At 68.3% G+C, this 16843-nt stretch carries 22 protein-coding genes and 1 other RNA gene; 10 read left to right on the forward strand and 13 right to left on the reverse strand.

Annotated elements, in window-relative coordinates:
• Positions 1-37 precede the first annotated feature (37 nt).
• Positions 38-220 (reverse strand): hypothetical protein, encoded by a 183-nt coding sequence (locus GGR11_RS07075; protein ID WP_246331585.1) that lies wholly within the window; start codon positions 218-220, stop codon positions 38-40.
• A gap of 54 nt (positions 221-274) precedes the next feature.
• On the reverse strand, positions 275-667 hold the full coding sequence (locus GGR11_RS07080; protein WP_183196019.1) for a hypothetical protein: 393 nt from the start codon (positions 665-667) through the stop codon (positions 275-277).
• 123 nt (positions 668-790) lie between these two features.
• Between GGR11_RS07080 and GGR11_RS07085 the strand changes: the two genes are divergently transcribed.
• Complete coding sequence (locus GGR11_RS07085) at positions 791-1582, forward strand: hypothetical protein (protein ID WP_183196020.1); 792 nt, start codon at positions 791-793, stop codon at positions 1580-1582.
• Here the strand turns inward: GGR11_RS07085 and GGR11_RS07090 are convergent.
• The 4 genes from GGR11_RS07090 to GGR11_RS07105 are packed head-to-tail and all read right to left on the reverse strand — an operon-like array spanning position 1579 to position 2683.
• Entirely contained in the window at positions 1579-1830 is a 252-nt protein-coding gene (locus tag GGR11_RS07090; protein WP_183196021.1) for a Tat pathway signal protein, read from the reverse strand. The genes GGR11_RS07085 and GGR11_RS07090 overlap by 4 nt on opposite strands.
• Entirely contained in the window at positions 1830-1973 is a 144-nt protein-coding gene (locus GGR11_RS07095) for a hypothetical protein (protein ID WP_183196022.1), read from the reverse strand. Before GGR11_RS07095 ends, GGR11_RS07090 begins: the two co-directional genes overlap by 1 nt.
• Before the next feature lie 60 nt (positions 1974-2033).
• Entirely contained in the window at positions 2034-2423 is a 390-nt protein-coding gene (locus GGR11_RS07100; RefSeq protein ID WP_183196023.1) for a type II toxin-antitoxin system VapC family toxin, read from the reverse strand.
• Positions 2423-2683, reverse strand: coding sequence for a type II toxin-antitoxin system VapB family antitoxin (locus GGR11_RS07105; RefSeq protein WP_183196024.1), 261 nt, complete (start codon positions 2681-2683; stop codon positions 2423-2425). Before GGR11_RS07105 ends, GGR11_RS07100 begins: the two co-directional genes overlap by 1 nt.
• Positions 2684-2750: 67 nt before the next feature.
• On the opposite strand from GGR11_RS07105, the gene purL reads away from it, so the two are divergent.
• The 6 genes from purL (at position 2751) to GGR11_RS07135 (ending at position 10137) form a co-directional block, all read left to right on the forward strand.
• Complete coding sequence (purL, locus tag GGR11_RS07110; RefSeq protein ID WP_183196025.1) at positions 2751-4967, forward strand: phosphoribosylformylglycinamidine synthase subunit PurL; 2217 nt, start codon at positions 2751-2753, stop codon at positions 4965-4967.
• Positions 4964-5308, forward strand: a complete 345-nt coding sequence (locus tag GGR11_RS07115; protein WP_183196026.1) for a DUF305 domain-containing protein — start codon at positions 4964-4966, stop codon at positions 5306-5308. The genes purL and GGR11_RS07115 overlap by 4 nt, the downstream gene beginning before the upstream one ends.
• A gap of 2 nt (positions 5309-5310) precedes the next feature.
• Positions 5311-5814 (forward strand): hypothetical protein, encoded by a 504-nt coding sequence (locus GGR11_RS07120; RefSeq protein WP_183196027.1) that lies wholly within the window; start codon positions 5311-5313, stop codon positions 5812-5814.
• 99 nt (positions 5815-5913) lie between these two features.
• On the forward strand, positions 5914-7299 hold the full coding sequence (locus GGR11_RS07125; RefSeq protein ID WP_183196028.1) for a cytochrome P450: 1386 nt from the start codon (positions 5914-5916) through the stop codon (positions 7297-7299).
• 169 nt (positions 7300-7468) lie between these two features.
• The gene (locus GGR11_RS07130; protein WP_343051099.1) at positions 7469-8473 is read left to right on the forward strand and encodes a glycosyltransferase family 4 protein; all 1005 of its coding nucleotides are present in this window, start codon (positions 7469-7471) and stop codon (positions 8471-8473) included.
• A 98-nt stretch (positions 8474-8571) separates the two neighbouring features.
• Positions 8572-10137, forward strand: a complete 1566-nt coding sequence (locus GGR11_RS07135; RefSeq protein WP_183196030.1) for an alkaline phosphatase D family protein — start codon at positions 8572-8574, stop codon at positions 10135-10137.
• Between the two features lie 2 nt (positions 10138-10139).
• Here the strand turns inward: GGR11_RS07135 and GGR11_RS07140 are convergent, their stop codons facing one another.
• The 7 genes from GGR11_RS07140 to GGR11_RS07170 form a co-directional block, all read right to left on the reverse strand.
• Complete coding sequence (locus GGR11_RS07140; RefSeq protein WP_183196031.1) at positions 10140-10961, reverse strand: TIGR00282 family metallophosphoesterase; 822 nt, start codon at positions 10959-10961, stop codon at positions 10140-10142.
• Entirely contained in the window at positions 10958-11380 is a 423-nt protein-coding gene (locus GGR11_RS07145) for a type II toxin-antitoxin system VapC family toxin (protein ID WP_287930197.1), read from the reverse strand. Before GGR11_RS07145 ends, GGR11_RS07140 begins: the two co-directional genes overlap by 4 nt.
• Positions 11377-11610, reverse strand: coding sequence for a type II toxin-antitoxin system VapB family antitoxin (gene vapB, locus GGR11_RS07150; protein ID WP_221205100.1), 234 nt, complete (start codon positions 11608-11610; stop codon positions 11377-11379). The genes GGR11_RS07145 and vapB overlap by 4 nt, the downstream gene beginning before the upstream one ends.
• Before the next feature lie 46 nt (positions 11611-11656).
• Complete coding sequence (locus GGR11_RS07155) at positions 11657-12199, reverse strand: 5-formyltetrahydrofolate cyclo-ligase (protein ID WP_183196032.1); 543 nt, start codon at positions 12197-12199, stop codon at positions 11657-11659.
• Between the two features lie 68 nt (positions 12200-12267).
• Positions 12268-12430: non-coding RNA, 6S RNA (gene ssrS, locus GGR11_RS07160), on the reverse strand.
• A 65-nt stretch (positions 12431-12495) separates the two neighbouring features.
• Positions 12496-12816 (reverse strand): cell division protein ZapA, encoded by a 321-nt coding sequence (locus GGR11_RS07165; protein WP_008263136.1) that lies wholly within the window; start codon positions 12814-12816, stop codon positions 12496-12498.
• Positions 12816-13109 carry a hypothetical protein gene (locus tag GGR11_RS07170; protein WP_183196033.1) on the reverse strand — a complete coding sequence of 98 codons (294 nt, stop codon included), beginning with the start codon at positions 13107-13109 and terminating at the stop codon, positions 12816-12818. The genes GGR11_RS07165 and GGR11_RS07170 overlap by 1 nt, the downstream gene beginning before the upstream one ends.
• A gap of 96 nt (positions 13110-13205) precedes the next feature.
• On the opposite strand from GGR11_RS07170, the gene tkt reads away from it, so the two are divergent.
• Genes tkt through GGR11_RS07185 form a run of 3 tightly spaced genes read left to right on the forward strand, consistent with a single transcriptional unit; the run spans position 13206 to position 16821 of the window.
• Complete coding sequence (gene tkt, locus GGR11_RS07175; protein WP_183196034.1) at positions 13206-15197, forward strand: transketolase; 1992 nt, start codon at positions 13206-13208, stop codon at positions 15195-15197.
• Positions 15197-15976 (forward strand): hypothetical protein, encoded by a 780-nt coding sequence (locus tag GGR11_RS07180; RefSeq protein WP_183196035.1) that lies wholly within the window; start codon positions 15197-15199, stop codon positions 15974-15976. The genes tkt and GGR11_RS07180 overlap by 1 nt, the downstream gene beginning before the upstream one ends.
• Positions 15973-16821, forward strand: a complete 849-nt coding sequence (locus GGR11_RS07185; RefSeq protein ID WP_246331587.1) for an alpha/beta hydrolase — start codon at positions 15973-15975, stop codon at positions 16819-16821. The genes GGR11_RS07180 and GGR11_RS07185 overlap by 4 nt, the downstream gene beginning before the upstream one ends.
• The last annotated feature ends 22 nt before the right edge of the window (positions 16822-16843 follow it).

The raw sequence follows: 16843 nt of genomic DNA on the forward strand, positions 1-16843 counted from the left end.
CGATCATCAAACCGCCGTCAAGCAGACAGGGACGCGCTCACTCCGGACGCGTCGCCTGTCCGTTCTCCAGGTCTTCGTCTTCGTCTGCCGTGACCACGCCGCCCGGATCGCGTTGGGCGGCCAGTTCGCGGGCGCCGACGCCCTGACCGTGTTCGATGGCGAGGTTGGCTTCGACCTCGTTGGTTTCGAAGATGGGTGTTTCGTCGTCGCGGTCAGCCATGGTCATCTCCAGTTCGTGTGAGTTGAACAACCGACGACACGACAGGCGGTTCCTCTACCGTCCCAGGAAGGGGTCCAGACTGGCGCGTGACAAAGGACGAAAGACCAGGAACCGCCCATCGACCGTCAGCGTCACCTCGTGCGCCTGCGGCCGCTGCAGCAGCGCCGGATCGTCCAGTGAGACGGCGCGACCCGAAGCAATGTGTCGCGCGTCCAGGGCGGGCGTGATCGGCCTGCCGTTCGCCGCGGCCAGGGCCGACAGGAAGCGGCGCACCTCCAACGCCTGCTGCTCGGGCGTCAGCGCCTGACGAACGCGCGCCCAGGCGTCCTGCGACGGCTGGGTGAGAACGACGGTCGCCGCACTTGTCTGGGCGTGCCCCACGCCTGCGACGGCCGATGCGACCATGGCGGTCAGGCAAAAAATCCATCGTCCGGCGGCGTTCGTCATGCCCGATGACAAGCAGCACAGAGAACGTGGCGCAGGCAAGCTTCACTTTTCACGCGGCAACGGTGAACCTTACCGCCGTGCGGCGCGTACATTCCACTTGAACACCGTCGTATCGGAATCCGCATGTCCTCGATCCTTCGTCCCACGCCCGCCCAGCGCACCCGCCGACTGGTGGTGCTGGCCGCCGCCGTCTTCGCCATCGTGGTCCCGCTGGTCCAGAACCTGGCGGGCCTGGGCCTGACCCAGGCCGAGTTTGCTGCGGATGGAAATTCGACCCTGCGCGTCGCCGGCTACGCCTTCTCGATCTGGGGCCTGATCTATCTGGGCCTGCTGGCCTACGCCGTCCGTCAGGTGCTGCCCCAGACGGGCGAGAGCACCCTGATCAACCGGATGGGCTGGCCGTCGGCCGTGGCCTTCTTCGGCATCGGCATGTGGATCGTCGTCGCCGCCCTGAATCTGAAGGCGGCCAGCGTCATCGTCATCTTCGCCTCGCTGATCGGCTTGCTGGCCCCGCTGGCGGCCTATTCCGGCTCCATCCGGGCGCTCAGCCGAACGGATCGCGACCGACTGCTGCTCGTCTGGCCCCTGGCGGCGCTCGCGGGCTGGCTGACGGTGGCCGCGCCGCTGAACCTGATCACCACCCTGACCGCCTTCGAGGCCCTGCCGACGGCCCTGTCGCCCGCCGCCTGGGCCATGCTGGCCATTGTCGTGACCACCGGCGTCGCTCTGGCGGTTACGGCCAGCCTGCGGACCATCGCCTATCCCCTGCCGACGGCTTGGGGCCTGCTCGGCGCCTTCGTCGCCGAACAGACCGACAAGCCGGCGGTCGCCTTCACCGCCCTGGCCGGAGCCATCATCCTGCTGGTTGGCGGCGTGCTGCTGGCCTTCCGGTTGAAGCCGGGGGTCGAGCGTTAGGGCTTCTTGCCGGGCGTCACGGGCGTATCAATCGCCGCATCTTCCCCGGCGCCGACGTCAAAGGCGCCGGCCTCCCGAAAGCCGACGCTGCCCATTCCCGTCGCCTGTCCGGTCAGCCGCTGCCGACGGCTGATCATCGCCTGCTCGGGCGCGGCCTTGTCCATTTCGCGTGTAGTCTCAGGATCATTGGACCGATCCATCTGCTGGCCGGTGGCCGGCGTGACCTTTGTCGCGGGGGTGGAGCGCATCAGATGCCCTCCCCCTCGTCTTTGACTTCATCTTCTTTCTGCGCCTGCTCGGCCATGGCCGAGGCGCCGGCGTCGTCGGCGGCGATCTCGGGCAAATCCTCGTCTTCCGGGGTCGCAGCGGGGTCGATGGGGGTGTCGGTCATGGTGAACTCCGTGTTGGCTACACACGAAATGACGCCCAGCCCCCGGACGTTCCCCCCTACTCAGATCGTGATCGCCACGTCCGTCTTCGAGAAATCATCGCCCTTGAACAGCAGCGGCTCTCCACTGCTCAGGCTCAGCGCATAGGCGAAACAATCGCCGTAGTTCAGCCGCGCCGGACGCCGCCCCTTGCCGAACCGCACCACGGCCTCGCAGGCGATCCGCATCTGCGCCTGATCGACGGGGACCAGGTCCAGCCGATACTCCTCCGCAAGACGCCCGAGCACGGGCCGTGCGTCCACGCCGAGCCGGGACGTCAGCACCGCCGCCAGTTCGACCCAGGTCGCGACACTGACCCGGCGCGTCGCCGCCGACCGGATCCGTTCGTCGAACGCCGCCGCTTCCGGCTCTCTCAGAACAATGGCGACGAAGGCGGAGGTGTCGATGACCATCAGCGCGGCAGACCGTGCTCGTCGTACATTTCGTCATCAATCTCCTTGAGAGACCGGCCGTCACCGGGCGGCAGGGTCCGCAGATAGGCGAACAGCGCCTCGCGCTTGCTCGCCCGCTCCGCCGCCGCCTCCTCGGCGGTCAGTTCCTTCCAGGTCTTGTCCAGGGCGATGTCGATGGCCTCGGTCAGGCTGACGCCCAGGCGCTCGGCGACGGCGCGCGCCTTGCGCTCCGTCTCGGCGCGCTTGATGCTGAGGCCCATTCTAGAACTCCCAAAATACTGTCTAGAATATAGCCTATCGGCCCATCTGCGGCTAGAAGCCCCGCCCATGACCGCTCCTCAAAAGACCATGGCTGAATTGGCCGCCGAATACGGCTTGGCCCCGAATGAATATCAGGTCGTCCTCGACCGGCTGGGCCGCGAGCCCAACCATGTCGAACTGGGCGTCTTCTCGGTCATGTGGTCCGAGCACTGCTCGTACAAATCCTCCAAGATCCACCTGGGCAAGTTCCCGACCACCGGGGACCGCGTCATCTGCGGCCCGGGCGAGAACGCCGGGGTGATCGACATCGACGACGGCGACGCCTGCATCTTCAAGATGGAGAGCCACAACCACCCCTCCTACATCGAACCCTATCAGGGCGCGGCGACGGGCGTGGGCGGCATCATGCGCGACGTCTTCACCATGGGCGCCCGCCCGGTGGCCCTGCTGAACGCCCTGCGCTTCGGCGATCCCAGCCACGAGAAGACCAAACGCCTGGTCAAGGGCGTCGTCTCCGGCATCGGCGGCTACGGCAACTGCGTCGGCGTGCCGACCGTGGCGGGCGAGACCAATTTCCACGCCGGCTACAACGGCAACATCCTGGTCAACGCCATGTGCGTCGGCCTGGCCAAGGCCGACAGCATCTTCTATTCGGCCGCCCCCTCGGCGGGCCTGTCGGTCGTCTATTTCGGCTCCAAGACCGGCCGCGACGGCATCCACGGCGCAACCATGTCCTCGGCCGAGTTCGACGACGAGTCGGAATCGAAACGCCCCACCGTCCAGGTCGGCGACCCCTTCGCCGAGAAGCTGCTGATCGAGGCCACGCTGGAACTGATGGCCTCGGGCGCCGTCGCCGCCATCCAGGACATGGGCGCGGCCGGCCTGACCTCCTCCTCGGTCGAGATGGCCGGCAAGGGCGGCGTCGGCATCGAACTGAACATGGACGCCGTGCCCCAGCGCGAAGAGGGCATGTCCGCCTATGAGATGATGCTGTCGGAAAGCCAGGAGCGGATGCTGGCGGTCCTCAAGCCCGGCCGTGAGGCTGACGGCGAGCGCATCTTCAAGAAATGGGGCCTGGACGCCGCCACCATCGGCGTCACCACCGACACCGGCCGTCTGGTGCTGAAGCATCACGGCGAGACGGTCTGCGACGTGCCCCTGGCGCCCCTGTTTGACGACGCCCCCCTTTACGACCGCCCCTGGGTCCAGCCGGAACTCCAGCCGAAGCTGAACCCCGCCGACATCCCCGCCCCCGCCAACTGGGCCGATGCGGTGATGAAGGTGATCGCCTGCCCCGACATGGCCTCCAAGCGCTGGATCTGGGAACAGTACGACCGCCACGTCATGGCCGACACGCTTCAGGACTCGGCCACCGGCGCCGACGCCGGCGTGGTCCGCGTCCACGGCACGGACAAGGGTCTGGCCGTGACCTCGGACTGCACCCCCCGCTACGTCCAGAACGACCCCTACGAGGGCGGTAAACAGGCCGTGGCCGAGGCCTGGCGCAACCTGACCGCCGTCGGCTCGCGCCCCATCGCCATCACCGACAATCTGAACTTCGGCAATCCGCAGCGCCCCGAGATCATGGGCCAGATCGTCCGCGCCATCGACGGCATGGCCGAGGCCTGCCGCGAACTGGCCTTCCCGGTCGTGTCCGGCAACGTCAGCCTGTATAACGAGACCAACGGCGTCGCCATTCCGCCCACCCCGACCGTGGGCGCCGTCGGCCTGCTGCCCAACTATGACGTCGTGACCAACTTCTCGACCATGGCGGCCGGGGATACGCTGGTCCTGATCGGCCAGACCCACGGCGAACTGGGCGCCTCCATCTATCTGCGCGAGGTTCTGGGCCGCGAGGACGGCGCCCCCCCGCCCGTCGACCTGAAGCTGGAAAAGAAGACCGGCGACTTCGTGCGCGACCTGATCGAGGCCGGCGACCTGACCGTGGTCCACGACCTGTCCGACGGCGGCCTGATCGGCGCCGCCGCCGACCTGGTCCTGGCCTCCGACGTCGGCGTGACCCTGGACGCCTCCAGCGCCGCCCACGCCCACATCTTCCTGTTCGGAGAGGACCAGGCCCGCTATCTGGTCGCCGTGCCCGACGCCGACGCCCTGATCGCCAAGGCCCAGGCTGAGGGCCTGCACGCCTCGGTCGTCGGCCACGCCGGCGGCGACGCCTTCACCTCCAAGGGCGACAAGGGCGAACTGTTCAGCATCCCCGTCGCCCACCTGCGCGAGTGGCACGAAGGCTGGATGCCGGGCTGGCTCGGCGACGCCGCATGATCCGCACCGCCCCGCCGATCGCGCTGCTCCTTGTGCTAGGGGCCTGCGACGGCGGCGGCGACCCGGTGCAGCAGGCGCTGCGTGAAGCGTCGGCCGCCAACCAGGCGGCGGCGACCCGCACGACAGCGGAAATGCAGGCCGCGGCTCAGACCGCGGATCAGGCCTATGTCGCCAAGATGATCGCCCACCACGAAAGCGCCGTCGCCACGGCCCGTGTCGCCCTGCGCGACAGCCGCGATCCGGAAATCCGGCGCATGGCCCAGATCGTCGTAGAAACCCAGACGCGCGAGATCGCCGAACTGAAGGCCTGGACGCCGACCGCCGCTCCGGCGGCGAACTGAGCATGGCTAAGGGATCCTATCTCGGCGGCGGAAAACGGGCGCGTTCTCCCGGTTCCAAAACTGCGCCGACGGGACGTCTTGCCGAGCGGCAGCCGGGGCGGCCCGCCGGACGGACGCCGTCCAAGCCTTCACAGATCACGAGAGACGAACTGAAGCACTTCAGTTTTCGCAATCGATCCAAGGAGGCGTTCCTGGATGAGCTCGATCCGTGGCTCCGCGCCTGTTTCAAGAACGGCTTCACCCGGCCCAACGAGATCGCCGGCCTTCTGAACAAATCGGGGAAGAAGACCGCCTGCGGCCAACCGTGGACGCCTCACCTTGTCTGGGGTCTTCAACGCTTTCTGTTCGAGCGACGCGAAAAGCGCAGAGCCGCTCAATCGGGTGAAGCGGCGCCGACGGCCCCCGTTTTGAAGCCCGCTGCCTCGAGCCAGGGCTCGAAGGATTTGAACGCAGACGATATGGCGCGACTGCTCGGCGCCATCGGCAGGACGTCGCCTTCTCGTTGACGTCGTGCTGGTCCACTATGCTTCGTGAACGCACGCACCAGATCGAGCGTTTTACGGACCACGCGCCTTGCTGACGGGCGATTTGCATAGGAGCGTCTAATGGACGCCACCGCGACCGACATCTTCCGCCCCGCCATACCGCCTCGGCGGACGGGCAAGCCCCTGTCGCTGCTGCCCTTCCTGTGGATCAGCTGGCGCGATCCGATCCAGATGTGGTCCGAGCGGCATTTCACCGAGCCGCAGCTGCACGGCAACTCGGCCTTCGGCGAGATCCTGGTGGTCAGCCACCCCGAGGGCGTCCGCCATGTGCTGACCGAGAACGCCGCCAACTATGAGAAGGGCGACCTGCAACGCCGCGTCCTGGGGCCCATGCTGGCCGAGGGCCTGCTGCTGACCGAGGGCGAGGTCTGGCGCCGCGCGCGCCGCATCCTGGCCCCCCTGTTCACCCCGGCCAAGATGGCGACCCTGAACGCCCGTATGGCCGAGGTCTGCCAGGCCCGTGTCGCCGGCTGGTCCCTGTCCGCGCGCGGGCGGGTGCTGGACATCGACTCCGAGATGTCCGGCCTGACCTTCGACATCCTGTCCGCCACCATGTTCTCCGACGAACTGGGCGGCGAGGCGCGCGGGTTCGAGCGCGCCCTGAACCAGTTCCTGGCCAATGGCGCCCGTATCGATCCGCTGGACGTGCTGGGCGCGCCGGACTGGGCCCCGCGCCTGGGCCGTCTGGCCAGCTTCCGCTCGGCCCGCTTCTTCGAGCAGCGGGTCACCCGCTTGGTCGAGGCTCGCCGCGCCCGCATCGAAGCCGGCGACGGAGCCCCCGACGATCTGCTCAGCGCCCTGCTGCTGGCCCGCGACGAGAACGGCGGCCCCGGCCTGTCTGACGAAGAGGTCGCCGCCAACATCCTGACCTTCATCCTGGCGGGACACGAGACCACGGCCCGCGCCCTGGGCTGGACCCTGCACCTGCTGTCGCGCCAGCCCGAACACCTGGCCCGGCTCCAAGCCGAAGCCGACGCCTTCGACGTCTCCGATCCCAAATGGGCCGACGCCCTGCCCTGGACCCGCGCGGTGCTGGACGAGACCATGCGCCTGTTCCCGCCCGCCCCGACCATGGCCCGCAAGGCCTTGGCCGACGACGAGATCGGCGGCCAGCCGATCAAGGCCGGCGCCACCGTCATCATCTCGCCGTGGATACTGCAACGCCACAGCCTGCTGTGGGACGACCCCGACGCCTTCAAGCCGGAGCGTTTCCTGCCGCAGAACCGCAAGTCCATCGACCGCTACGCCTATATCCCCTTCAGCGCCGGTCCCCGCGTCTGCATCGGCGCCGCCTTCGCCATCCAGGAGGCGATGATCGCCCTGGCTTCCATCCTGCGCGCCGCCGAGGTCGAGGCCCTGACCACGGTCGAACCCCGCCCGGTCCACCAGATCACCCTGCGCAGCCGCGAACCGATGCGCCTGCGACTGCGCGCCCGACGGCGCTGACAAAGTTTTCGCGACGGAAATTCAGTCCGGAACCGATTAAGCTTGAGCGCGTCGATCAGACGCGGCTCTCGCCGTCGTTATCCCTAGGACTGATCCACTGCGCACTGCCGTACTACTGCCCCCGGGCTCGCTCTTTTCCGACAGCCAGCCCAACTCGATGGAAACCGTCGTGCGCACCCTCGCGCGCCGGGACGGGGCCGACGAAACGCGGATCATCTGCGCTCAAGGGGCCGACGACCATAATGCGCCGGGCGTCCTGGCTCTGCCGGCGCACAACTACCGCCGCGCGTTGTTCGCCGCCTTGGACGCGTTCAAACCCGACTTGATCGAACACCACCAGCAGGTCAAACAGGCCCTCGCCGTCTCCTCGCGTCTCCCCGAGGCAGCCCACCTCCTGTACCGACACAACGCCCTCAAGCCCGCCCGCCATCTGCTGGACCGCTGGCGCTACGCCGCGCGCTTTGGCCGTATGGACGGCTTCATCTTCGTCAGCGAGGCCGAACGGCGCGCCTTCGCCCGCACCTATCCCCGCCTCGCCGACCGCGCCCACGCCCTGCCCAACGCCATCGACGCCGCCGCCTGGTTCGCCCCGCCGGAAGATCGTCAGCCGGTCATCGCCTTCGCCGGCCGGGCCATGCCGGAAAAGGGGCTGGACGTCCTGTGCGCGGCCCTGCCCGCCGTGCTCGACGCCCATCCCGACTGGCGCGCGGTTCTGATGTTGAACGACTGGGACAGGCACGCCGCCTGGGCCGGGCCGCACCTCGCCCCGCTTGAGCGATACGGCGCCCGTGTCGCCGTCCTGCGTTCCGCCCCCCTGTCGCAGGTGCGCGACCAGATGAAGACCGCCGCCATCGCCCTGACCCCCTCGGTCTGGGACGAGCCCTTCGGCCTGACGGCGGTCGAGGCCCATGCCGCGGGCGCGGCCCTGATCTCGTCCGGCCGGGGCGGCCTGCGCGAGGCCAGCGGCGACCACGCCCTCTATGTGAACGACATCACGCCCGAAAGCCTGGCGGCGGCGATGGAGCGGCTGATCAACCGGCCCGAGGAGCGGCTCGCCCTGGCCCAGGCGGGTCAGCGCCATGTGGTGGCGACCCATACGCCGCAACAGCGGTCCACTGAGCTGGAACAGATCCGCAAAACCGTCCTCCTGTCGCGCCGCCGCCCCGCCGCCTGACGTGCGACACAGCGCCCCGCGCCCCGCGCCCTGCCGCCACGGCTGGAAAATCTGTCACATCGCGGCGATAGAGCCGGGCCCCAGCTCGGGGATTTTCGATGACCACGCTCTCCCTCTCGCGCCGTTCCATGCTGGCCGCCTTCGGCGGAGGCCTGGCCTTGTCGCCCACCGGCCCCGCACTGGCCCAGGCCGTTTTCGACACCAACCCCTTCCGACTGGGCGTGACGGCAGGCGATCCCCTGCCAGACGGCTTCGTCATCTGGACGCGCCTGGCCCCGGACCCCGTCGCCTATGGCTCCGGCATGCCCAGGGCGCCCGTGGCTGTGAAATGGGAGGTCGCCGCCGACCGCGGCTTCAACACCGTCGTCCGGTCCGGCGAGGTGATCGCCCGGCCCGAACTGGGCCATTCCGTCCACGTCGAGGTCGAGGGCCTGGAGCCCGCCCGCCTCTATTTCTACCGTTTCCAGTGCGGGACCGAACGCAGCGGCGTCGGCCGCGCCAAGACCGCTCCCCTGGCCGGCGCCGCCGTCTCGGCCGTCCGCTTCGGCGTCGCCGGCTGCCAGGCCTATGAGCAGGGCTACTACACCGCCCACCGCAAGATGGCGGCGGAGGACCTGGATTTCATCTTCTGCTACGGCGACTACATCTACGAAAATCGCGGCGACCCAGTCTATCAGGCGAGCGATGGCCCCCAGGACAACGCCCGCGTCCACCTGGGCGGCGAAGTCTACAGCCTCGACGACTACCGGCGCCGTTATTCCCAGTACACGATGGACACGGACCTTCAGGCTTCGCGCGCCTCGGCCGCCTGGTTCTGCACCTATGACGACCACGAGGTCGACAACGACTGGGTCGGCGACGCGGACCAGGAGGGCACGCCGCCCGAAATCTTCAGCCTGCGCCGCGCGGCGGCCATGCAGGCCTTCTACGAGTTCATGCCAATGCGGAAGTCGGCCTTCCCGCGCGGCGCGGCCATGCAGGCCTATCGCCGCGCCCAGTACGGCGACCTGCTGGACGTGGCCTTCCTCGACACCCGACAGTTCCGCACGGACCAGCCCTGTGGCGGCCGCTTCAACTCCACATGCCCCGGCATAGAGGCGACCGCCGCCCAGGTGCTGGGCGACGCCCAGGAAGCCTGGCTGCTGACCAACCTGGATCGCTCCAAGGCGCGCTGGAAGGCCTTGGCCCAGCAGGTCATGATGATGGACCTGAACCGCAACACCTCCGGCGGCCAGGGGATCAATACCGACAGCTGGGCCGGCTATCGCGTGCCCCGCAACCGCCTGCTGCGCCACATCCGCGACCGCCGCATCGACAATGTCGTGGTCCTGACCGGCGACGAACATCAGAACTACGCCGGCGGCCTGTGGCTGGACGGCAGCCAGCCCGAAGGCGCCCCCATCGCCGTGGAATTCGTCGGCACCTCGATCAGCTCGCGCGGCGACGGCTCGGACCGTGGCTCCGACTACGACCGCTTCATGGCCGTCAATCCCCAGCTGAAGTTCCGCAACTCCCAGCGCGGCTTTATGGTCTGCGAAGCCATCCCGACCCTCTGGACCACCCAGTTCAAGGTCCTGGACAAGGTCTCCGACCGTTCAGGCGTGCTGACGACCCGTCAGACCATGGTGGTCGAGGCGGGTTCGAACACACTCACCTTGGCCTGACGTCAGAGAACCGGCACCGCCTGGCTCAACCGCCCGCCGACCCGGATCGGCTCGACCCGCGTCGCCAGCCCCGTCTTGTCGTCGGTCTCGACGAACACGCCGCAAATCGTCGCCGGCCCCGAGGCCGGCATGTAGCGCCCGCCCGAGATCCGGGTGGTGAAGCGCCGCAGCGGCTCTTCCTTCTCGTTGCCGATCACGCTGTCATAGTCGCAGCAGCCGCCGGCGTCGGTCTGATAGGCCGTGCCGCCCGGCAGGATCTGGCAGTCGGCGGTCGGGACGTGGGTATGGGTGCCGACCACCAGCGACGCTCGCCCGTCGCAGAAGTGGCCCATGGCCATCTTCTCGCTGGTCGCCTCGCAGTGCATGTCCACGATCACCGCATCGGCCACAGCCCCCAGGGGCGCAGCCGCCAGTTCGCGCTCCACCGCCCCGAACGGATCGTCCATCGGGTCCATATGCACCCGGCCCAGCACATTCATCACCAGGACGGTGCGGCCCGTGTCCGTCTCGAACAGATTGGCCCCGGCGCCCGGCGCATCCATCAGGCGCGGATAGTTGGCCGGCCGGATCAGGCGTGGCTCGCGCACGATATAGGTCAGGGCCTCGCGCTGATCCCACGAATGATTACCCAAGGTCAGGCAATCGGCGCCGGCCATGAACAGCTCGCGCGCCGTGTTCTCGGTGATGCCGAAACCGCCCGCGGCGTTCTCGGCATTCACCACCACGAAGTCCAGCTTCAGGTCGCGCTTCAGGCCCGGAAGATGATCGCTGATCCCGTCACGGCCGGACTTGCCGATGACGTCGCCAAAAAACGCCAGTCTCATTCGTGTACGCCTTTACCACCATCCGACCAGTCCTCGACCCTTAGGCCGGCAACGCGCTCGAACTCGCCAGTGTTGCGGGTGACGACGGTCAGCCCCCGACTGCGAGCATGACCCGCGATCTGATAGTCATAAGGTCCGATGGGGCGCCCGCGACGTTCCAGATCCGCACGGATAGCCGCCGTATGCCGGGCCGCATCTTCGTCGAAAGCAAGAATGTCCAGCCGCGCGAGGAACGACTCCAGCCGTTCGGCGCGACGAGCGTCCGCAAGCTTGCTGGGTCCGACCGCCAGTTCCATGACGACCACCGTCGATACATGAAGCGGCTCGTGCTCAGACCTCAGACGCGCATTCAACGCAGCACTGCGGCCCCGCAGGATTTCGATACAGATGCTGGTGTCCAGCATATAGCCGGTGCTCACCAGTCCTCCCGCTTCTGCATCTCGGGCTGGTCACGATCCGGCCAATCCGAAATGCCGGGCTGATCGAGAAAGTCATCCCACAGCGCATCCACCGGCACCAGGCGCAGGCTCTTGCCCTCCTTGATGACGCGAAGCTCCTTCACGTCATCGGGAAAAGCCACGGCCTTGGGCAGTCGCACGGCCTGCGAGCGATTGGACTTGAAGACCGTGGCTTTCAGCGGGGCGCTCATGGCCTCCCTATCGGCTTGCTGCACGGATATGTCAATGGCATATCCCTCAGAACGCCTGATACCCCGCCTCGGTCAGCACCCCGTGCAGCCGCATGTCGTGCGCCTCCAGGCTCATCACCTCCACGGTCTGCCCCGCATAGGCGAAGCCGATGCGGATCACATCCGGCCGCGCGGCGAAGGTGCGGTCGTAAAAGCCCCCCCCCTGCCCCAGCCGCCCGCCAGACGCGTCGAAAGCCAGCAGCGGCGTGATGATCAGATCCGGCTCCAACACCTCGGCCAGCGGCAGGGGCGCGGGACAGCCGGCGGCGTCCATCTCCAGCGGCTCGCCCGGCGACCAGGCGCGAAAGATCATCGGAGCGTCCCGCTCCAGCACCACCGGCAGACAAAGCCGGCGCCCCGCAGCCTCCAGCGCCACGGCCAGGGCCTCGGCGTCCAGTTCGGATCCCATGGCGCTGTACAGGGCCACCACCTGCCCGGGCGGCAGGGCCTCGGCATGGTCGGCGGCGCGCTGGGCGGCCATCGGATCGGCCTCGGCCAGACCCTTGCGCCGCGCGCGGGCGGCGGACCGGAGTTCATGCTTCTCGGACATGGGGCGCTCAGCTGGAGCGCGTCTCACGCGCAGGGCGAAGAATGGGGGCGAAGAGGGGAGAAAAGGTTGGCGGCGCCGCAAGAACCGTGAAGGGCGTTTAAATCCTCTCGAACCTGGGTAGCCAGGTGGGCTCCATATGCCCAGGCCCTCGAGCCCGGACAGGGACAGATCCCTTTGAGTGAATTAAGGTCGCGAGGAAATGTATGCCTTCGACGAGGGCCGCAGCAGGACCCGCCGTCGAACAAGATAGGCGCTGCGCCCCGCCTTCTCAAGCGCCGTGATCAGATGGCCCGTGATCAGATAGATTGGGCGATCTTTTCGATCCGCGCGGCCACGGCGTTCAGCGCCTCGGCCACCCCGTCGCTGGTCGGCGGCGCGGCGGCTGTCTGCGGCGCAGGACCCCCGCCCCCGTTCAGCCGCGCCTCGTGCAGTTCGTCCGACAGGATCAGGGCCGACATCAGGAACAGCCGCAGATCCCCGACATGGCCCACGTCCTGGGCAACCTGACGCACCTGGTTGTCGAACTGTTTGGCCAGGATGCGGACCCGCTCCTCCTGCCCGTCGGCGCAGCCCACCGCATAGGGTCGGCCGTTCACCTCCACCGTCACCGTCGCCATCAGCCGGCCTCGCTTTCGGTCTCTTCGTCGTCCTGATTCAAGTCGTCCTGATCCAGCACCCCGCGCACCGCCGCCGCCGCCCGGGCCAGGGCCTGAGACGCCTCGCGCCCGGCGACCTCCAGCTCGGCCACCCGCGCCGCATCCGCCCCGTTCCCAGTTCTGGGTGCGAACAGGTCGTCGTCGGCGATCGCAGGAGCCGAGGCCGGTCGAGCCTTGATCTCCAGGATCTTGCGTTCAAGTTCGGCCAGGGCCCGGTCGATACGGGCCCGTGCGGCCGTGGTGGCGTCTGCCATCGGTCGCTCCTTGTAAATTCCGTATAGAACCCGAGGACGCGCCGGGGTAAAGCGGCGCGCCCCTGAATTTCCGCTTCCGCCGAAAGGTCTTCCCTCGTGACCGACGTCAAATCCGCCCCCAAGGCCACGCCCCAGCAGATGGCCAACGCCATCCGCGTCCTCGCCATGGACGGCGTCGAACAGGCCAAGTCGGGCCACCCCGGCATGCCCATGGGCATGGCCGACGTCGCCACGGTGCTGTTCTCCAAGTTTCTGAAGTTCGACGCGAGCCGCCCCGACTGGGCCGACCGCGACCGCTTCATCCTGTCGGCGGGCCACGGCTCGATGCTGATCTACGCCCTGCTGCACCTGACCGGCTACAAGGCCGCGACCAAGGAAGAACTGTCGAACTTCCGCCAGTGGGGCTCCAAGACCGCCGGTCACCCGGAATACGGCCACATGCCCGGCGTCGAGGTCACCACCGGCCCCCTGGGCCAGGGCCTGGCTGCGTCGGTCGGTTTCGCCATGGCCGAGCGTCACCTGGCAGCCAAATACGGCGACGCCCTGGTCGACCACCGCACCTGGGTCGTCGCCGGCGACGGCTGCCTGATGGAGGGCGTCAGCCAAGAAGCCATCGCCCTGGCCGGCCGCTACAGGCTGAACAAGCTCACCGTCCTGTGGGACGACAACGAGATCACCATCGACGGCAAGGTCTCCCTGTCCGACGCCACCGACCAGAAGGCCCGGTTCAAGGCCGCCGGCTGGGCGGTCAAGGCCATCGACGGCCATGACATGAACGCCATCAAGGCCGCCCTCAAATGGGCCACCCGTCAGGACAAGCCCACCCTGATCGCCTGCAAGACCAAGATCGGCAAGGGCGCCGCCACCATGGAAGGCAGCCACAAGACCCACGGCGCCGCCCTGGGCGCCGCCGAGATCGCCGCCACCCGCCTGGGCCTGGCCTGGGATCACGAACCCTTCGAAATGCCGACGACCATCGCCGACGCCTGGGCCAAGGTCGGTCGTCGCGGCGCCAAGGACCGCAAGAAGTGGGAGGCCCGCCTCGCCGCCTCGGGCCAGGCCGCCGACTTCACCCGCGCCATGAAGGGCGACCTGCCCGAGGGCGCCTTCGACGCCCTGAACGCCAAGATCGCCGAACTGATCGAAACCCAGCCCGCCCAGGCCACGCGCCAGTCCTCGGGCGCCGCCCTGGACCAGGTCTTCGCGTCGATCCCCGAACTGGTCGGCGGCTCGGCCGACCTGACCGGCTCGAACAACACCTTCGTCGCCGGCACCCCCATCCTGGACGCGCCGTCCTATGAGGGCCGCTACGTCAACTGGGGCATCCGCGAGTTCGGCATGGCCGCCGCCATGAACGGCCTGGCCCTGCACGGCGGGATCATCCCCTACGCCGGCACCTTCATGGTCTTCTCGGACTACAGCCGCCCGGCCATCCGTCTGGGCGCCCTGATGGGGGTCCGCGCCATCCACGTCCTGACCCACGACTCCATCGGCCTGGGCGAGGACGGCCCGACCCACCAGCCGGTCGAGCATCTGGCCGCCCTGCGCGCCATCCCCAACCTGCTGGTCTTCCGTCCCGCCGACACGGTCGAGGCCATGGAATGCTGGAAGATCGCGCTGGAGACCCGGACATCGCCCTCGGCCATGGCCCTGTCGCGCCAGAAGACCCCCGCCGTCCGCACCGTCGCCACGACCGAGAACCTCTCGGCCAAGGGCGCCTATGAGATCAAGGCGGCTTCGGCTGAAGCCAAGGCCACCCTGTTCGGCACCGGCACGGAACTGGCCCTGGCCCTCAAGGCCGCCGAGACCCTCGAGGCCGAAGGCGTCCCGACCCGCGTCGTCTCCGTCCCCTGTTTCGAACTGTTCGAGCAACAGGACGCCGCCTACCGCGCCTCGGTCATCGGCCGCGGCACGATCCGCGTCGCCGTCGAGGCCGCCATCAAACAGGGCTGGGAAGGCTTCATCGGCGAAGACGGCGCCTTCATCGGCATGACCGGCTTCGGCGCCTCGGCCCCCGCCGAAGTCCTCTACGACAAGTTCGGCATCACCGCCGACGCCGTCGTCGCGGCGGTCAAGGCGCGGCTGTAATGATCGCCGCGGTGGGCCTGACCTTCCTGCTGCTGATCAGTGGCGCATCGGAGAGTCAGTCCCCCGCCAGCCGCCTGATCGGGCGGCCGGATACGGTCGAGGGCGTCGAAGTCCTGCCTCGACTGACCGGCGACACCCGCGCGGCGCGGCAGTTCGAACACCTGACCGGCGCCCTGGACGATACCGGCGCGCTGGAGCGGACGCACTGCATGGCCGCCGCGCCGGAACGGTCGCATTGGTCGCGACGCGTCTCGGCCCCCATGTCCGGCCCCAGGTTCGCCAGCCTGGTGATCCGCGATGTCGCGTCCTGCGGCGATGCCCCGCCCAACGCCACCGAGCTGCGGATGACCTACGACCTGACTACCGGCGACACGATCGACTGGTCGAATGTTCTGCCCTTGGAACTGATCGAGCCTCGGGACCAGGCCGACACCCTGGATTTTCTCTATGAGGCCACGGTGCGGTCCAAGGCCCTGATCGCCTGGCATGCCGACCATGTTCTGGCGTCGATGGACGCCCAGACACGCGCGAACTGTGAGGGGCGCATCATCGACCAGTCCCAAACGGGCGGACTTCGCATCTGGCTAGACGCCGAGCGAGGCGGCCTGGCCATGGCGCCGGCTCTGATGGGGCAAAACGCCGACGCCTGCGCCCAGAGCAGCATCATGCCGACCGAAGAACTGCGCCGACGGGGCGCTGCCGACGAACTGGTCGACGCCATCGACACCGCCCACCGCGACAAGGGTTGGGCGGCTCATTCTTCGGAGTTGCCGCTTTGATCGCCGCCCTGCGCGCCTTGGCCCTGTTAGCTGGCCTGAGCGTCCTTCCGACCATCGCCCTTGCCCAAACGGCGTCGGAAGCGCCCATCGCCGAAACCCCCATCGTCATCGGCCGGTCCTACGCCCTGCCCTCGGCCATCATGGGCGCCCCGCGTGAGATCAATGTCTGGCTGCCCCCCGGCTATGCCGACAGCGGCAAGACCTATCCCGTCCTCTATGTCCTCGACGGCGGCCAGGATCAGGACTTCCACCACATCTCGGGCCTCGCCCAGCTCGGCACCGTCGTCGGCACGACCCGTGACGTCATCGTGGTCGGGATCGCCTCGGTGGACCGCCGCAACGAACTGGCCCTGCCGACGCAAGACCCCGAACTGATCGCCCGCTATCCGACCCAGGGCCATTCGGACCGCTTCCGCCGCTTCGTCGCCGAAGAGGTCCAGCCCTTCGTCGAAACTCGCTTCCGCACCAGCGGCGAAACCGCCCTGATGGGCGAGTCCCTGGCCGGCCTCTTCGTGGTCGAGACCTTCCTGAAGGAACCGCAGATGTTCGACGCCTATGTCGCCGTCAGCCCCAGCCTGTGGTGGGACGGCGGCGTCCTGGCGCGTCAGTCCGGCGCCCATCTGCGCGACCAGTCGAACGACCCCCGCACCCTGATCCTGACCCTGGGCGACGAGGGCCCCGAGATGCAGGCCCCCATGGACGTCCTGACCGCCAATCTGCGCGACCACGCCCTGCCCGGCCTGAGCTGGAACTTCACCCCCCGCCCGACCGAGACCCACGCCACCATCTACCACGGCGCCGCCCTCGACGCCTTCCGCCGCCTCTACGCCGTCCCCGCGCCCTGATCTAAGCTCCGGAGCCCTCCCC

The sequence above is a fragment of the Brevundimonas mediterranea genome (assembly GCF_014196125.1).
GTDB lineage: Bacteria > Pseudomonadota > Alphaproteobacteria > Caulobacterales > Caulobacteraceae > Brevundimonas > Brevundimonas mediterranea.

What these genes read in the sequence shown, in the direction of transcription:
- GGR11_RS07095 (WP_183196022.1), bottom strand. Translation starts at nt 1,973, where the DNA reads ATGACCGACACCCCCATCGACCCCGCTGCGACCCCGGAAGACGAGGAT.
- GGR11_RS07090 (WP_183196021.1), bottom strand. Translation starts at nt 1,830, where the DNA reads ATGCGCTCCACCCCCGCGACAAAGGTCACGCCGGCCACCGGCCAGCAG.
- GGR11_RS07100 (WP_183196023.1), bottom strand. Translation starts at nt 2,423, where the DNA reads ATGGTCATCGACACCTCCGCCTTCGTCGCCATTGTTCTGAGAGAGCCG.
- GGR11_RS07075 (WP_246331585.1), bottom strand. Translation starts at nt 220, where the DNA reads ATGGCTGACCGCGACGACGAAACACCCATCTTCGAAACCAACGAGGTC.
- GGR11_RS07085 (WP_183196020.1), top strand. Translation starts at nt 791, where the DNA reads ATGTCCTCGATCCTTCGTCCCACGCCCGCCCAGCGCACCCGCCGACTG.
- GGR11_RS07155 (WP_183196032.1), bottom strand. Translation starts at nt 12,199, where the DNA reads ATGTCCGAGAAGCATGAACTCCGGTCCGCCGCCCGCGCGCGGCGCAAG.
- GGR11_RS07140 (WP_183196031.1), bottom strand. Translation starts at nt 10,961, where the DNA reads ATGAGACTGGCGTTTTTTGGCGACGTCATCGGCAAGTCCGGCCGTGAC.
- GGR11_RS07180 (WP_183196035.1), top strand. Translation starts at nt 15,197, where the DNA reads ATGATCGCCGCGGTGGGCCTGACCTTCCTGCTGCTGATCAGTGGCGCA.
- GGR11_RS07125 (WP_183196028.1), top strand. Translation starts at nt 5,914, where the DNA reads ATGGACGCCACCGCGACCGACATCTTCCGCCCCGCCATACCGCCTCGG.
- GGR11_RS07115 (WP_183196026.1), top strand. Translation starts at nt 4,964, where the DNA reads ATGATCCGCACCGCCCCGCCGATCGCGCTGCTCCTTGTGCTAGGGGCC.
- GGR11_RS07120 (WP_183196027.1), top strand. Translation starts at nt 5,311, where the DNA reads ATGGCTAAGGGATCCTATCTCGGCGGCGGAAAACGGGCGCGTTCTCCC.
- GGR11_RS07105 (WP_183196024.1), bottom strand. Translation starts at nt 2,683, where the DNA reads ATGGGCCTCAGCATCAAGCGCGCCGAGACGGAGCGCAAGGCGCGCGCC.
- GGR11_RS07170 (WP_183196033.1), bottom strand. Translation starts at nt 13,109, where the DNA reads ATGGCAGACGCCACCACGGCCGCACGGGCCCGTATCGACCGGGCCCTG.
- GGR11_RS07165 (WP_008263136.1), bottom strand. Translation starts at nt 12,816, where the DNA reads ATGGCGACGGTGACGGTGGAGGTGAACGGCCGACCCTATGCGGTGGGC.
- purL (WP_183196025.1), top strand. Translation starts at nt 2,751, where the DNA reads ATGACCGCTCCTCAAAAGACCATGGCTGAATTGGCCGCCGAATACGGC.
- GGR11_RS07080 (WP_183196019.1), bottom strand. Translation starts at nt 667, where the DNA reads ATGACGAACGCCGCCGGACGATGGATTTTTTGCCTGACCGCCATGGTC.
- GGR11_RS07135 (WP_183196030.1), top strand. Translation starts at nt 8,572, where the DNA reads ATGACCACGCTCTCCCTCTCGCGCCGTTCCATGCTGGCCGCCTTCGGC.
- vapB (WP_221205100.1), bottom strand. Translation starts at nt 11,610, where the DNA reads ATGAGCGCCCCGCTGAAAGCCACGGTCTTCAAGTCCAATCGCTCGCAG.